The 16,784-nt window shown below is 38.0% G+C and carries 14 protein-coding genes and 1 rRNA gene; 13 read left to right on the plus strand and 2 right to left on the minus strand.

Annotated elements, in window-relative coordinates; genetic code table 11:
• Window positions 1-94, plus strand: a 5S ribosomal RNA gene (rrf, locus tag CD172_RS03485); the annotation flags it as partial.
• 122 nt (window positions 95-216) lie between these two features.
• Window positions 217-2,154, plus strand: coding sequence for an FUSC family protein (locus CD172_RS03490; protein WP_103345498.1), 1,938 nt, complete (start codon window positions 217-219; stop codon window positions 2,152-2,154).
• 96 nt (window positions 2,155-2,250) lie between these two features.
• Here CD172_RS03490 and pdxR read toward each other — a convergent pair whose 3' ends face one another.
• Window positions 2,251-3,666, minus strand: a complete 1,416-nt coding sequence (pdxR, locus tag CD172_RS03495; protein WP_103345499.1) for a MocR-like pyridoxine biosynthesis transcription factor PdxR — start codon at window positions 3,664-3,666, stop codon at window positions 2,251-2,253.
• Between the two features lie 109 nt (window positions 3,667-3,775).
• Here pdxR and pdxS point away from each other — a divergent pair, with 109 nt between their 5' ends.
• Window positions 3,776-4,663: a pyridoxal 5'-phosphate synthase lyase subunit PdxS gene (pdxS, locus tag CD172_RS03500; RefSeq protein WP_037566292.1), complete on the plus strand. Its 888-nt coding sequence runs from the start codon at window positions 3,776-3,778 to the stop codon at window positions 4,661-4,663.
• Between the two features lies 1 nt (window position 4,664).
• Window positions 4,665-5,225 (plus strand): pyridoxal 5'-phosphate synthase glutaminase subunit PdxT, encoded by a 561-nt coding sequence (pdxT, locus tag CD172_RS03505; protein ID WP_103345500.1) that lies wholly within the window; start codon window positions 4,665-4,667, stop codon window positions 5,223-5,225.
• Window positions 5,226-5,420: 195 nt separating this feature from the next.
• Here pdxT and CD172_RS03510 read toward each other — a convergent pair whose 3' ends face one another.
• Window positions 5,421-6,626 (minus strand): NupC/NupG family nucleoside CNT transporter, encoded by a 1,206-nt coding sequence (locus CD172_RS03510; protein WP_037566294.1) that lies wholly within the window; start codon window positions 6,624-6,626, stop codon window positions 5,421-5,423.
• Window positions 6,627-6,790: 164 nt separating this feature from the next.
• On the opposite strand from CD172_RS03510, the gene CD172_RS03515 reads away from it, so the two are divergent.
• From CD172_RS03515 to gltX, 9 genes are all read left to right on the plus strand, one after another.
• A complete protein-coding gene (locus tag CD172_RS03515) occupies window positions 6,791-7,252 on the plus strand; it encodes a CtsR family transcriptional regulator (protein ID WP_037566295.1) in 462 nt (153 codons plus the stop codon).
• 11 nt (window positions 7,253-7,263) lie between these two features.
• Window positions 7,264-7,782, plus strand: a complete 519-nt coding sequence (locus CD172_RS03520; RefSeq protein WP_037566296.1) for a UvrB/UvrC motif-containing protein — start codon at window positions 7,264-7,266, stop codon at window positions 7,780-7,782.
• Window positions 7,775-8,779 (plus strand): protein arginine kinase, encoded by a 1,005-nt coding sequence (locus tag CD172_RS03525; RefSeq protein ID WP_037566297.1) that lies wholly within the window; start codon window positions 7,775-7,777, stop codon window positions 8,777-8,779. Before CD172_RS03520 ends, CD172_RS03525 begins: the two co-directional genes overlap by 8 nt.
• Before the next feature lie 12 nt (window positions 8,780-8,791).
• Window positions 8,792-11,254, plus strand: a complete 2,463-nt coding sequence (locus CD172_RS03530) for an ATP-dependent Clp protease ATP-binding subunit (protein WP_103345501.1) — start codon at window positions 8,792-8,794, stop codon at window positions 11,252-11,254.
• Window positions 11,255-11,455: 201 nt separating this feature from the next.
• The gene (gene radA / locus CD172_RS03535; protein WP_103345502.1) at window positions 11,456-12,826 is read left to right on the plus strand and encodes a DNA repair protein RadA; all 1,371 of its coding nucleotides are present in this window, start codon (window positions 11,456-11,458) and stop codon (window positions 12,824-12,826) included.
• Between the two features lie 15 nt (window positions 12,827-12,841).
• Window positions 12,842-13,903, plus strand: coding sequence for a PIN/TRAM domain-containing protein (locus tag CD172_RS03540; protein ID WP_103345503.1), 1,062 nt, complete (start codon window positions 12,842-12,844; stop codon window positions 13,901-13,903).
• Window positions 13,904-13,905: 2 nt separating this feature from the next.
• Entirely contained in the window at window positions 13,906-14,601 is a 696-nt protein-coding gene (ispD, locus tag CD172_RS03545; protein ID WP_103345504.1) for a 2-C-methyl-D-erythritol 4-phosphate cytidylyltransferase, read from the plus strand.
• Window positions 14,594-15,070, plus strand: coding sequence for a 2-C-methyl-D-erythritol 2,4-cyclodiphosphate synthase (gene ispF, locus CD172_RS03550; protein ID WP_037566302.1), 477 nt, complete (start codon window positions 14,594-14,596; stop codon window positions 15,068-15,070). Before ispD ends, ispF begins: the two co-directional genes overlap by 8 nt.
• An 88-nt stretch (window positions 15,071-15,158) precedes the next feature.
• Entirely contained in the window at window positions 15,159-16,613 is a 1,455-nt protein-coding gene (gltX, locus tag CD172_RS03555; protein WP_103345505.1) for a glutamate--tRNA ligase, read from the plus strand.
• Window positions 16,614-16,784: the final 171 nt, after the last annotated feature.

Genomic DNA, 16,784 nt, shown 5'->3' on the forward strand with positions numbered 1-16,784 from the left:
GCCACACCTGTTCCCATGCCGAACACAGAAGTTAAGCTCTTTAGCGCCGATGGTAGTCGGACTTACGTTCCGCGAGAGTAGGACGTTGCCAAGCAAACATCATTAAGTGATGCGATGAGCCGAATCGAGACCGAGAGGTCTCTTTTTTTTATTTAAAAATGATATTCTAATAGAAGATGAAGTTTAGAAATAAAAAGAGAGTTTAGGTGAGTACCATTGAAAGGATATATGAAGCAACTTGCGTTGATTGATAAGACAAAAATAGATATTCGAAAAGGATCGCGACAAGGGATTGTTATGATTATTCCTTTATTGTATGGATTATTATTTAATGATTTTCCTTCAGCACTACTTATGTCAATTGGTACACTTGCACATATTTATGCATTTGATTGGACATTTACCTCACGCATTCGTATCGTTTCGTTAACGTCACTAAGTTTTGTCATTGCGATGATGCTTGGCACGTTAACGTCAGGTAATCCTATTGTATTTGCGATTTTTTTACTTATGTTTTCAGTTATCCCGTATTATATTTTTACAACATTAAATGTCCCGGGGCCTTCGTCTACTTTTTTTATTATTGCTTATAGCCTTTCTATCGTTATGCCACAACAACCAGAAGATTTCCTATATCGCGGTGCGATGGTTGGTGTCGGTGGATTATTGTCATTGAGTATCATTGTTGTGGATCATTTAATTAAGAGAGAATCTCGAGAAAGCAATGCGATTAAAGGTGAATATCAATTATTACAAAATTTGGTTCATCAGTTTAACGATCAAGCGCAATTTAATGATTTAACGAAAGTTGCCGTGAAAACATTTATAGCGACTTCAGAAACTTTAAATACGACAGGATCATCCTTACAGAAACGGTCTGTAGCTTATCAAAGAGCGGTATTACTCCATCAATGGGCAGAAGGCGTATACTCAGAATTGCTTGAATTAAACGCAAAAGGGTTTCGTCCAATGCCCCAAATTATCATAGAGATGGTAGATCATGTCACTAATGCGGTTATTCATCCAAATACGAAACGTAAAATGTGGAAAGCGCGTATTGATATTGATAACAAATTTGATGAATTGGTATCCTTGATTTTTAAAATTGATGAAACCCTAGCTTCAACAGATATTAAAGTAAAAGAGAATCTAGAAGTGCGTACACCTCAATATAAGCACCGCCTTCTCAATCATCTTACACCAGAGTCAGCCGCTTTTGTGTCGACTATGAAATATTCGCTGATTATGGGTGTATCAATTTTAGTGGCGCTGGTATTTAATCTTGAACGCGCGTATTGGGTACCGTTAAGTGCACATACGGTGCTTATCGGTGTTACGAATGTAGCGAGTTTACAACGCGCTTTAGCACGCTGGATAGGTACGATGGTCGGAGTCATACTCACAGCAGGGTTTTTAAGTTTAGATCCGCATATCGGCGTGGTCATCGTGGTCCTTGCTTTGAGTGGTGCCATCACTGAGACATTGGTTGGTGCGAATTATGCGATTGCGATGATTACTATTACATCTCAAGTCTTGTTACTGAGCGGACTCGCTCAAGGGGTGTTTACGCCAATGATTGCGATTCCTCGCCTTTTAGATACAACAGTAGGGATAGTGATTGCGGTGATAGGGGTGCTTGTGATAGGGCGTAATATTGCTTCGAAACATTTACCTATCATTATGGCAGATGTTGCACGTGTGGAAGCGCAAATTTTTCATTATGTATTTTCAAATCAACAATATCCAAAAGTATTCAAAGGGTATAACCCACGTAAAGATAAATTACGTATGAAATTAAAAGTTGAAAATATGGAGATGATGTATACGCGCGCTTACGGTGAAATCTCTTCTAATCATAAGCGAACACAGTATTACTATCCTGCAATTTTCTTACTGCAACAAATTCACTTCAAACTCACTCAAATTTTACATGATGATCGAGGTGTTTATTTAGATGATCGCGCGTTAGGTGATTATTTGGTTGTCTTTGAAAACATTGCGAAATTATTTGAATGTGGTAAATATCATAATGAGGTGATTAATTTACCTGAACTGAAACATTATGTCCAATTGCGCCAGTTTTTAATGCAACTTCAAGAAATCGAGTTATATGATTATCAAAATGAACGTAATCCAAACTTACTTAAAGATTAGTAATGCGTTGACGCTGTATTTATATTTGACCAATGAATATACAAAATAACAAAAACCGTTCAATCCCTGCAGTCAAGGGAAAGAACGGTTTTGTTTTTAAGTAGAAGTAGCTTTTATTTCTAGACTTTTCAATAGTTGTGTAGCATGTGCTTCGACTTCTTCCATTGGAATACCGCCAAATCCTAATACAAATTGCGGTGTGTGTGGTGTTGAATGATAACAATAGGCTGATAAAGGTTTTAAATCGATACGATGGCGTTGAAATTGTTTAAGACATTGGTCCTCGGTCCAGCCGTTTTTGATTGTTATTACGAAATGCATCCCTGTCATTTCACCCGAGATGTCGATATGCTCTGGGTACTCGCGCAGTATGGTAATTAATTTGTCGCGCTTTTGACGATAGATTTTACGCATTCTGTTCAGATGACGTTCGAAATGATGTGATGCCATAAATTGACTGACCATGTATTGTGTATGCCTTGGTACACTACCGCCTTCTATATTTTGTGTCTGTTGATATTGTTTTTGAAGTGCTTCGGGTAAAACCGCATAGGCGATTCGAATGGAAGGTGCGATGGATTTTGAAAACGTACTGACATAAATGACGCTTCCTGATTGATCTAAACTTTGAAGTGCAGGAATGGGTTTTCCTTCATATCGAAATTCTGAATCATAATCATCTTCAATGATATAGCGTGTGGGTGTGGCCTGTGCCCATTTCAACAAAGCGATTCGGCGTTTAAGTTTCATCGTGACACCGGTTGGGAATTGGTGACTCGGTGTGATATAGACCACATCTTTTTCACCATGATAATCATCAACGTGCAAACCATCATGATGGACTTGAAGAAATGAATAATGAATGTGTTTCCGTTTTAACAATTGATGGACTTGTGGATACAAGGGATCTTCTAAGAGATAATGACTTTTGGGTGATAAGAGATCCGTAATAATCGATAAAATTTGATCGGTTGATGACGCAACAATGACTTGTTCAGGTGTGGCTTGGACACCGCGACTATGGAAAAGATAGTGACTGATTTCTTTGCGTAAGGCATAATCTCCTTGTTTATGGCCCGTTTCAACGAGATGATGTTGTAAATCTTCAAATGCTTCTTTGGCAAACTTTCTTAAAATTGCAAAAGGAAAGTGTGCTTGATCAATTGCGCCTAATTGAAAGCGATATTGGTAAGAAATGTCATTCTGGGAAGATGCTTGAAATGTGACGGGTGTTTTTGACGGTCTAGCGATAAAGGGTAAGGATTCGATATCACTTACATAATAGCCAGATTTTGGTTTACTCACGATAAATCCTTCATCAATCAACTGTAAATAAGCATGTTCAATGGTCGTTTGACTCACTGACAAATATTGACTTAAATGCCGTTTAGAAGGAAGTTTCTCACCTTCACGTAACGTACCTTCGATGATACTTTCTTTAATATTGTCATAAAGCTGTATATAAATGGGTTGATTACGTTTTTTATCTATATGAAACATCAGCATTTCCATGTCTATCACTCCAAACTGACCACTTTAATTTGTTTATTTCTGACTCTTTTATAGGTTCAGATTATAGTATAAGCTACTCTTGTATATTCGAAAAGGGGGCAATATTAATATGTCTAAACAAGTAGGTTCAGATCGCGTTAAACGCGGTATGGCAGAAATGCAAAAAGGCGGCGTAATCATGGATGTGGTTAACGCTGAACAAGCTAAAATTGCGGAAGAAGCAGGTGCTGTGGCAGTTATGGCACTTGAACGTGTGCCATCTGACATCAGAGCAGCTGGTGGCGTGGCACGTGCATGTAATCCTAAAATCGTAGAAGAAGTTATGAATGCAGTATCTATTCCTGTTATGGCGAAATGTCGTATTGGTCATATTACAGAAGCTCGCGTTTTAGAAGCAATGGGTGTCGACTATATCGACGAATCTGAAGTATTAACGCCTGCGGATGAAGTATTCCATCTTAAGAAGAGTGATTATACTGTCCCATTTGTATGTGGTTGTCGTAATTTAGGTGAAGCGGCACGTCGAATTGGTGAAGGTGCTGCGATGTTACGTACGAAAGGTGAACCAGGTACAGGAAATATTGTTGAAGCAGTACGTCACATGCGTCAAGTGAATCAAGAAGTGAACCGCATCACTGTGATGAGTGACGATGAGTTAATGACAGAAGCGAAAAACTTAGGTGCACCTTATGACGTGTTAAAAATCATTAAATCAACAGGCCGTCTCCCAGTAGTTAACTTTGCGGCAGGTGGTGTAGCGACACCTCAAGATGCGGCGTTAATGATGGAATTAGGTGCGGATGGTGTCTTTGTAGGTTCAGGTATTTTCAAATCTGAGGATCCTGAAACATTCGCAAAAGCAATTGTTCAAGCAACAACACATTACCAAGATTACGAATTAATTGGTAAATTAGCGAAAGAACTTGGCACAGCAATGAAAGGATTAGATATTAATTCACTTTCATTAGAAGAACGTATGCAAGAGCGTGGTTGGTAAGATGAAAATAGGTGTACTCGCTTTACAAGGTGCTGTACGTGAACATATTCGTCATATTGAAGAGAGTGGTCATGAAGGCATTTACGTAAAAAAAGTAGAACAATTGGATGATATCGATGGTTTGATTATTCCAGGTGGCGAGTCAACGACGTTACGACGTTTAATGACTTTATATGGGTTTAAAGAAGCCCTCAAGCAATCGGAGTTACCGATGTTTGGCACCTGTGCTGGGTTAATTGTTCTTGCAAAAGATATCGTTGGAGAAGAAGGATACCTTCAAAAGCTCGATATTACCGTTGAACGTAATTCATTTGGTCGCCAAGTAGATAGTTTTGAAGCAGATTTAACGATTAAAGGCATCGAGGCGCCTGTTGAAGGTGTGTTTATCCGTGCACCTCATATTCAATCTGTTGAAGATACAGTAGATGTGCTTGGCATCATTGATGACAAAATCATTGCAGTGCGTCAAGGGAAGTATTTAGGTGTGTCTTTTCATCCGGAACTGACTGATGATTACAGTATTATTGACTATTTCATCAATGATATTGTAGCCAAAGCCTAAATATGATTGTTTTCATTTAAAAATAGTATAGCGCATCATCTTTTATGGTTATTTTGAATCATAGAGGTGTTTGCGCTTTTTGTACATAAAAAAATCGGGCTGGTGATATGAACATACATATCATCAGTCCGATTTATGTTGTTATGTCATTTATCGGCTACCGCTCAAATATTGAAGGTTGTCTTGTATTTATATTTAAATAAAGAATCCTGCAATAGTAGCTGAAATAAATGATACAAGAGTTGCACCGAATAATAATTTAAGACCGAAGCGGGCAACCACGTCACCTTTTTCGTCATTTAAAGATTTAATTGCACCAGAAATGATACCGATAGAACTAAAGTTAGCGAATGACACTAAGAATACAGATACAATACCTAATGCACGTTCTGATAATCCGTTCGCTTTACCTAATTCTGTCATTGCGACGAACTCATTCGATAATAATTTTGTTGCCATAATTGATCCCGCATCCACTGCATCGCTCCATGGAATACCCGTTAAGAAGGCAAGTGGTGCGAAAACAAAACCAATTAATGTTTGGAAGTTCCAATCTAATGTACCTCCAGAAACACTGTGGATAATGCCACCGATCGTACTATTTAAGAATGTAATTAACGCAATATAACCAATTAACATTGCACCTACAATCACTGCCACTTTGAAACCATCTAAAATATATTCACCTAACATTTCAAAGAATGATTGTTGTTTTTTCTCTTCTTCAATTAATAATTTGTCATCTTTTTCATTTACTTTGTAAGGGTTTACAATTGACGCTACAATGAAACCGCCAAATAAGTTTAAGACGACTGCTGTTACGACATATTCAGGCTTAACCATCGTGAAGTATGCCCCAATAATTGATGCTGATACAGTAGACATCGCTGACGCTGTTAACGTGTATAAACGATGTTTTGGTATATATGGAAGTTGTTTTTTTAGTGAAATGAATACTTCAGATTGCCCTAAGATTGCTGAAGCAACAGCATTGTAAGATTCTAAACGTCCCATGCCATTCACTTTTGAAATTAAAAACCCTAAAACATTAATAATTACAGGTAAAATTTTGAGATACTGTAAAATACCAATTAACGCTGAAATGAAAACGATAGGAAGTAATACATTTAAGAAAAATGACATTGCACCATCGTTAGCTAATCCACCAAATACGAAATTCACACCTTCAGCAGCTTGTTTCAATAAGTATTCAAACCCTTTTGCAATGCCTCCAACAATGGTAATACCAATAGTAGTCTTTAATAAAATAAAGGCTAAAATAGTTTGGATGACTAACATTAAACCAATGTAATGCCAGCGAACATTTTTCTTGTCAGAACTTGCAACCCAAGCCAATGCCAAAAACACAAGTATCCCGACTATCCCAATTAAAATGTGCATGAAATAAACACCTCTGTCTAATTTATAAATATTTACTAAGACTATCATACACCAAATATGTAAGCAGTAACATAACAATTTTATGTCACTTATAATCAAATTGGTTGAAAAAGGTCAAACCAACTTTTATAATATAGTCAAAGATGGTCAAAAGAGGTGATACCATGCATAATATGTCTGACATCATAGAACAGTACATTAAGCAATTATTTGAAGAAACGAAAGATGATGTCGTTGAAATTCAGCGCGCCAATATCGCACAACGATTTGATTGCGTACCATCTCAGCTGAATTATGTAATTAAAACACGTTTTACGAATGAACACGGTTACGAAATTGAAAGTAAACGTGGGGGTGGCGGATATATTCGAATTACTAAAATTGAAACAAAAGATCACGCCTCGTATATTAAACGTTTAATGGACTTAATCGGTCCATCTATATCTCAACAACAAGCCTATTATATTATTGATGGCTTATTAGATAATCAACTGATTACTGAACGTGAAGCGAAATTAATTGCTGCAGTTGTCGATAGAGAAACATTAACGATGGATGTCGCATCAAGAGATATCATTCGTGCTAATATTTTAAAACGATTACTTCCAGTCATAAATTATTACTAGAAGGTGATGCTATGACACAATATGAACTGAAATTAACGCAAGCTAGTCAGCATAAACGTAATACAGATATGCTGAAACAAGACGGTATTCAGAATCAAGCTGATGATTGGCAACAAGGTGAAGATGTTGAAGGAACGTTTGTCGTTCAACAAATTTTACAACATCTTGCAGCGAAGTACGGTATTAATGTGGATCAACTTGTATATCGTGAGGAAAAACGATGTCCGACATGTCAAATGTCGCTCAAAGATATCGCCCATGTCGGGAAGTTTGGCTGTCATGATTGTTATGCCACATTTAAAGATGATGTTTATGACATTGTCCGACGCGTACAAGGTGGTCATACAACGCATTCTGGGAAATATCCACTGTCTTCACACCGTAAGCGCGCGTTAAAACAACAAATTGAATCTAAACGTGACACGCTTCAACAACTAGTCGAAGCGCAAGAGTTTGAGCAAGCTGCGGTGGTCCGTGATGAAATAAAAGCGCTTGAAGCAGAGCAAAGCGAGGTGTCTCACGATGACTGATCATCTTGAACATCATATGAGTGGTTGGTTACAAGCATCAAACACGTCACCAGTGGTGATGTCATCTCGTATTCGCTTAGCACGTAACCTTGAAAACTATGTGCATCCGCTCATGTTTCCATCTGAAGAAGAAGGGCATCGCGTCATCAACGAAGTGCAAGATGCATTATCCAGCTTGAAAGTTGTACGGCTTGATGAATTAGACCAACAAAATAAGTACAAATTAGTGGCCAAACATTTGATTAGCCCTGAATTAACTAAGCAACCGGCGTCAGCAGTTTTACTCAATGAAGATGAGTCCGTCAGCGTGATGGTAAATGAAGAAGATCACATTCGTATTCAAGTGATGGGGAAAGATTTGTCACTGAATGACCTATATGAAAAAGCATCTGCAATTGACGACGAACTAGACGCTGCAACTGCGATTAGTTATGACGATGATTTAGGTTACTTAACGACATGTCCTACAAATGTAGGAACTGGGATGAGAGCGAGTGTCATGCTTCATTTACCAGGGTTATCCATTATGAAGCGTATGTCACGTATTGCACAATCCATTAACCGTTTTGGTTTTACAATTCGAGGTATTTACGGTGAAGGCTCACAAGTGTATGGCCATGTGTACCAAGTTTCAAATCAACTGACACTCGGCAAAAGTGAACAAGAAATCATCGAAGCTTTAACAGAACTCGTACAACAAATTATTAGTGAAGAATTAGAATTTAGAACGCGTTTACACACGCACAAAGAAACCGAAACACTCGACCGTATTTATCGCTCATTAGGTATTTTAAAATACAGTCAGTTAATTTCAGTAGAAGAAGCATCATATCGTTTGAGCGACATTAAACTTGGTGTTGATTTAGGCATTTTAGATATGAACGATTTTCAATTTGATGAATTAATGATTGCCATTCAATCTCCATTTCTCATCGATGATGATGAAACACAATCTATAGAAGCTAAAAGAGCAGAAATATTACGAACACACATATAAGGAGGTTCGATTATGTTATTTGGAAGACTTACAGAACGTGCGCAACGCGTGTTAGCACATGCGCAAGAAGAAGCAATTCGACTGAATCATTCAAATATTGGAACAGAACATTTATTACTTGGTTTAATGAAAGAACCAGAAGGCATAGCAGCTAAAGTTTTAGAAAGCTTTGATATAACTGAAGAAAAAGTAGTAGCTGAAGTTGAAAAATTGATTGGCCACGGTCAGGATAGTATGGGAACGCTTCATTACACGCCTAGAGCTAAAAAAGTAATTGAGCTTTCAATGGATGAAGCACGCAAATTACAACATAACTTTGTAGGCACAGAACATATTTTACTTGGATTAATCCGTGAAAATGAAGGTGTTGCGGCACGTGTTTTTGCGAATTTAGATTTAAATATTACGAAAGCGCGCGCGCAAGTTGTGAAAGCGTTAGGTAATCCTGAGATGTCCAACAAAAATGCACAAGCGACTAAATCTAATAATACACCGACATTAGATGGTTTGGCCCGTGATTTAACAGTCATTGCTAAAGACGGTACGCTAGACCCTGTCGTTGGGCGTACGAAAGAGATTACACGTGTCATTGAAGTATTAAGTCGTCGTACGAAAAACAATCCAGTGCTTATTGGTGAACCTGGTGTGGGTAAAACTGCAATTGCAGAAGGCCTTGCGCAAGCGATTGTGAATAATGAAGTGCCTGAAACGTTAAAAGACAAACGTGTCATGTCTTTAGATATGGGGACAGTTGTAGCGGGTACGAAATATCGCGGTGAATTTGAAGAACGTTTGAAAAAAGTCATGGAAGAAATTCATCAAGCAGGCAATGTCATTTTATTTATTGACGAATTGCACACGTTAATTGGCGCGGGTGGTGCTGAAGGTGCTATTGATGCCTCTAACATTTTAAAACCTGCACTTGCGCGTGGTGAATTACAATGTATCGGTGCTACAACGTTAGATGAGTACCGTAAACATATTGAAAAAGATGCAGCTTTAGAACGTCGTTTCCAACCCGTTCAAGTTGATGAACCAAGTGTTGAAGACACGATTAAAATTTTAAAAGGTTTACGTGACCGCTATGAAGCACATCATCGCATCAATATCTCGGATGAAGCGATTGAAGCGGCAGCGAAATTAAGTGATCGCTATGTACAAGATCGTTTCTTACCTGATAAAGCCATCGATTTAATCGATGAAGCAAGTTCTAAAGTACGTTTACGCCACCACACAACACCTACCAATTTAAAAGAAATTGAGCAACAAATTGAACAAGTGAAAAAAGAAAAAGATGCAGCTGTACACGCACAAGAATTCGAAAATGCAGCGAATTTACGTGATAAACAAACAAAACTAGAAACACAATATGAAGAAGCGAAAAACGAATGGAAAAACAACCAAGGTGGTCAACATACAACGTTAAATGCTGAAGATATTTCTGAAGTTATTGCAGGTTGGACAGGTATTCCGTTAACACGCTTAAATGAGACGGAATCAGAACGCTTACTCCACCTCGAAGACACACTTCATGAACGCGTGATTGGTCAAAAAGACGCCGTTACTGCAATCTCTAAAGCAGTACGTCGTGCACGTGCAGGTCTTAAAGATCCGAAGCGTCCAATCGGTAGCTTTATCTTCTTAGGGCCTACTGGTGTGGGTAAAACAGAACTTGCGCGTGCCTTAGCTGAGACAATGTTTGGTGAAGAAGATGCGATGATTCGTGTTGATATGAGTGAGTTCATGGAAAAACACGCTGTAAGTCGATTAGTCGGAGCACCTCCAGGATATGTAGGACATGATGATGGTGGACAGCTGACTGAAAAAGTACGTCGTAAACCGTATTCAGTTATCTTATTTGATGAAATTGAAAAAGCACATCCAGATGTCTTTAACATTTTGTTACAAGTTTTAGATGACGGACATCTTACAGATACAAAAGGACGTCGTGTTGATTTTAGAAACACAGTTATCATTATGACATCCAATGTCGGCGCACAAGAACTTCAAGATCAACGTTTTGCCGGATTCGGTGGTCAAGGTGGCGGTGAAGATTACGAAACGATTCGTAAAACAATGATGAAAGAATTAAAAAATGCATTCCGCCCAGAATTTTTAAACCGTGTTGATGATACGATTGTCTTCCATAAATTAAGCCAAGAAGAATTAAAAGAAATTGTAACAATGATGGTAAACAAATTAACGACACGTTTATCTGAACAAAACATCAATATTAAAGTTACGGATGCTGCTAAAAATCAAATTGCTTCTGAAGGCTATGATCCGGAATATGGGGCACGACCACTTATTCGTGCGATTCAAAAAACAGTTGAAGATAACTTAAGTGAATTGATTTTAGAAGGTAAAGAATTAGATGGAAAAGATGTGACGGTGGATTATGATGGAAAATCCTTCCAATATGACATTCAAGACCGTGACACATCAACAGAAGATAAAAATGAAGTTACGTCTTAATCGTTAGTTAAACAGATAGAGGTTAGAACATGTAGGTCGTGTTCTAGCCTCTTTTGTTTAATGTGTGCCATGATATCAGTGTGTGAGGAAGGTTAATGCAAATAGGGTGCTTAGATTCCTAATTTTTTAGATACTTCATTTGTCAGATTGCGGGGACAAGTATAAAATAGATTTGTTATAGCTAAATAAGGAGGCGACAACGTGGCCAAAAAAAAGATTACATTTGAGTGTACTGCATGCGGATACCAGTCTCCAAAATGGATGGGGAAATGCCCAAATTGCGGTGCATGGAATTCAATGGAAGAATCATTGGAACAAAAAACAGCTCACCCTAAACATGGCGTGCGTGCGCAAAAAACACATGCTAAAGTGCAAACATTAAATGAAATTAAAAATGAACAGACACCACGTATTCTTACTAAAAGTGAAGAATTTAACCGTGTGCTTGGAGGCGGAATTGTTCAAGGTTCTCTTGTACTCATCGGCGGCGATCCAGGTATCGGTAAATCAACACTCCTCCTTCAAATGTGTGCTGCGTTATCTAAAACTAAGAAAGTACTTTATATTACCGGTGAAGAATCGCTAAATCAAACGAAACTACGCGCCGATCGTTTAGATGAAGATGCTAGTGCACTCAATGTGTTTGCAGAAACGGATCTTGAAGTCATTCATGATGCAGTAAAAAAAGTGGAACCTGAGTTAATCGTTGTGGATTCCATTCAAACCATCTATCATCCAGAAATTAGTTCTGCGCCGGGATCAGTATCTCAAGTGAGGGAGAGTACACAAAGCCTCATGCATATTGCCAAACAAATGAATATCGCTACATTTATCGTTGGACATGTTACGAAAGAAGGCCAAATTGCGGGTCCTCGATTGTTAGAACATATGGTGGATACTGTGCTCTATTTTGAAGGCGATGCACATCATGCATATCGCATTTTGCGTGCGGTGAAGAATCGGTTTGGTTCTACAAATGAAATGGGAATATTTGAAATGAAACAATCGGGTTTAAAAAGCGTGCCGAATCCGTCTGAAATGTTTTTAGAAGAACGCTCTACAAATGTACCAGGTTCTACGATTGTGGCAACAATGGAAGGAACCCGTCCGTTACTGATTGAAGTGCAATCTCTAGTCACACCAACAACTTTTAACAATCCTAGACGAATGGCTACAGGTATAGATCATAATCGCCTAAGTTTGTTAATGGCTGTTTTAGAGAAAAAAGAAGGGTATTTACTCCAGCAACAAGATGCATATATTAAAGTAGCAGGTGGTGTCAAATTAAGTGAACCCGCTGTTGATTTAGGTATCATTATTGCGACAGCTTCAAGTTTTAAAGATCAAGCTGTTGATGGATTAGATTGTTTTATAGGTGAAGTAGGTTTAACCGGGGAAGTGCGCAGAGTCTCCCGTATTGAACAAAGGGTTCAAGAAGCGGCAAAGTTGGGATTCAAACGCGTCATTATTCCGAAAACCAATATCGGTGGGTGGACATTCCCAGAAAATATAGAAGTAATCGGTGTGTCTTCAACAAATGAAGCATTAAAGCATGCCTTAAAACAAAGATAAAAAAGGAGGCTTAGAATGGACTTTGTGAAATTTCTAGTGGTTATCTCGTATATGATTATTGGCAGTGTAGTAGGAATATTTTTAATTCCTGAGTTACTCGTTGATTTTCATGTCAATCATCCACCTATTCTGGATAATAATTATGTGACAGCATTTATTGGTATGGTCGTTTTCTTTCTTATATTTGGTTGGTTTATACCGCGCATCGCCAATATGCTGAAAAATATAGAACAATTTATTTTAAGTTACAGTGCAATAGAGATCATTTTCGCAACAATAGGATTGTTTACAGGATTAACAATTTCAGTCATGATTTCATTTATTTTAGAATTTATCGGTACGAATTTTATCAATCGCATTGTACCGCTCATCATTACGTTATTACTCGGTTACCTCGGGTTTCAATTTGGTTTGAAAAAACGTGACGAAATGCTTCTGTTTTTACCAGAAAACATGGCGCGTTCAATGTCCATTAACGCTCGAAATGCAGTGCCTAAAATCATTGACACTAGTGCCATTATTGATGGACGCATCTATAAAATTATGGAAGCAGGCTTTATTGATGGCGAGATTTTAATTCCTCAAGGCGTCATCAATGAACTTCAAGTCGTTGCCGATGCCAATGACAGTATTAAACGCGATAAAGGGCGTAGAGGTTTAGAAATTTTAAATGCGATACATGACTCCAAACACCCGACGCGTATCATTTATCCTCAAAAAAGTCATCATGATATTGATGACCTCATTGTGAAGTTAGCGCAACACTTTCGTGCGCATGTTATTACAACGGATTACAATTTAAATCGGGTTTGTGCGATTCAAGATATTAAAGTACTCAATGTAAATGATTTATCTGATGCGATAAAACCAGAAGTACATCAAGGTGATCGTTTTGAATTGATGATCACAAAAGTTGGTAAGGAACCTGGTCAAGGGGTAGGGTATTTTGAAGATGGCACGATGGTTGTGGTTGATGATGCGAAACAACATATCCATGAAACTTTAAAATTAGAAGTGATTAGTATGCTCCAAACTGCGTCAGGTCGTATTATTTTTGCTAAAAAGGTGGAGGAATAAGCATGCAAAGTTATCACGTTATTATTCCAGCAGCAGGTAAAGGTACACGTATGAAACGTGAATTTAATAAGTTGTTCATTAAATTAGAAACGATGACAATACTTGAACATACGCTTACAGCTTTTCAATCGGATGCAGCGTGTAAAGGAATTTATTTAGCGATTCATCCTAGAGACCGTGAGCGTATGACGGCCATTTGTGCGCAGTTTGATAAAATTAAGGCGATTGTAGATGGCGGCGATACTCGTCAAGAAAGTATTTATAATGTGCTTAAACAATGTCATATTGATGCTCAAGATGTTGTGTTTGTTCATGATGGGGCACGTCCTTTTATCTCACATCACATCATCCGTCAATTAAGTGAGGGTGTTCGTGAGTATGGTGCAGCTATAGTCGGTGTGAAAGCGAAAGATACGATTAAAGTCGCTGAAAGAGGCAAGGTTGTTCAAACTTTAAATCGTGCGTTATTGTGGCAAGTGCAAACACCTCAAGGTGCAAGATATGATAGGTTGATGAAAGCGTATGACAAGGCATACCAAGAGCATTTTGAAGGGACAGACGATGCGTCGCTATTAGAATATGCAGGACAAACTGTACATATTGTTGAAGGAGAATATGACAATATAAAAATAACGACTGAAGAGGACTTATGGGTCGGTCGCGCATTTTTAGAGAAAAGGAGAAATCAACATGTTTAGAGTAGGGTTAGGTTATGATGTACATGCGTTTGATGCACATAGACCATTGATCATTGGTGGAATTGAAGTACCCCATACGAAAGGACTCAAAGGGCATAGCGATGCGGATGTGTTATTACATGCGATTACAGATGCGATGTTAGGTGCATGTGCTTTAGGAGATATTGGTAAGTTGTTCCCAGACACGGATCCAGCATTTAAAGATGCGGATTCAAAACAATTACTTGTTGAGGCTTATGCTGCAGTAAAAAAAGAAGGTTTCATCATGAATAATGTTGATGCAACTATTATTGCCGAAAAACCTAAATTCCGACCGCACATCGATACGATGCGTCAAGTGATTGCAGATTTATTCGAAGTGGAGATTGGGCGCGTTAATGTTAAGGCGACTACGAGCGAAAAGCTAGGATTTACAGGGCGTGAAGAAGGTATCGCAGCACAAGCCATTGTCTCTTTGACACAAAAATAGTGCGCTTAAATTTATAAAATTTTAGATTTTAGTTTCGGTGTCACATGCTATAATAGAAATATTGAAAATGAAAACAGGAGTGAACAAGATGAGTAACCGAGTAAGAGTAAGATATGCACCAAGTCCAACAGGCTATTTGCATATTGGTAATGCACGTACTGCATTATTTAACTATTTATTCGCTAAACATTATGATGGAGACTTTGTGATTCGTATTGAAGATACTGATACGAAACGTAATTTAGAAGATGGCGAAACGTCTCAGTTTGATAACTTAAAATGGTTAGGATTAGACTGGGATGAATCTGTAGATCAAGATAAAGGCTACGGTCCTTACCGCCAATCTGAACGTGGCCACATTTATCAACCGTTAATTGATCAATTATTAGCTGAAGATAAAGCGTATAAATGTTATATGACTGAAGAAGAATTAGAAGCAGAACGTGAAGCGCAAATTGCACGCGGAGAAATGCCACGTTATGGCGGTCAACATGCGCATTTAACTGAAGAAGAGCGTCAACAATTTGAAGCGGAAGGACGAAAGCCGTCTATTCGTTTCCGTGTACCTCAAAATAAAACATATCGATTTGAGGATATGGTTAAAGGCGATGTTTCATTTGAATCTGATAATTTTGGCGATTGGGTTATCGTTAAAAAAGATGGTATTCCAACATACAACTTTGCGGTTGCTGTCGATGATCATTATATGGAAATCTCAGACGTTATTCGCGGAGATGATCACATCTCTAACACGCCTAAACAATTAATGATTTACGAGGCATTTGGTTGGGAACCACCACGTTTTGGACATATGACATTGATTGTTAATGAGCAACGTAAAAAATTAAGTAAACGTGATGGTCAAATTTTACAGTTCATAGAACAATATCGTGATTTAGGCTATTTACCAGAAGCTTTATTTAATTTTATTGGTTTGTTAGGTTGGTCTCCTGAAGGTGAAGAAGAAATCTTTAGTAAGGATGAATTTATTAAGATTTTCACTGAGAAACGTTTATCAAAATCCCCTGCCTTTTTCGATAAACAAAAGTTAGAATGGATAAACAACCAATATATGAAAGAAAAGGATACAGATACGGTATTCGAAATGACATTACCGCATATGATTAAAGCAGGTTTATTACCAGAATCTCCTTCTGAAGCTGAGTTAGATTGGGGACGTAAGCTCGTAGCATTGTATCAAGAGCAAATGAGTTATGCAGGCGAAATCGTACCTTTATCAGAATTGTTCTTCCGAGATGAGAAAGAGTTAGATGAAGCGTCTCAAGAAGTATTGAATGGCGAACAAGTGCCTGAATTAATGCGCGCATTGTATAGCAAACTTGAGGTATTAGAACCGTTTGAAGCAGCTGACATTAAGAAGACGATTAAAGCTGTACAAAAAGAAACAGGTATAAAAGGGAAACAACTCTTTATGCCAATTCGTGTGGCCGTGACTGGTCAAATGCATGGTCCGGAATTACCAAATACAATGGAAGTATTAGGTAAAGAGAAAGTGTTAACGCGTTTAAAACAATTATTGTAAAGCTTTTATTTGTCCAAATAGACAATAACATGGTTTCATAGATGTGTAAGTTTTTTAACTTGCAATCAATGTACAAATAGCATACGATTAGAGTGATTTTAAACATAAAGGATAAGTAAGCAAATGTTGTGTTTCAGAGAGTGTACGGACGCTGCGAGTACACCACGAATT

This window comes from Staphylococcus agnetis (assembly GCF_002901865.1).
GTDB classification, from domain to species: domain Bacteria; phylum Bacillota; class Bacilli; order Staphylococcales; family Staphylococcaceae; genus Staphylococcus; species Staphylococcus agnetis.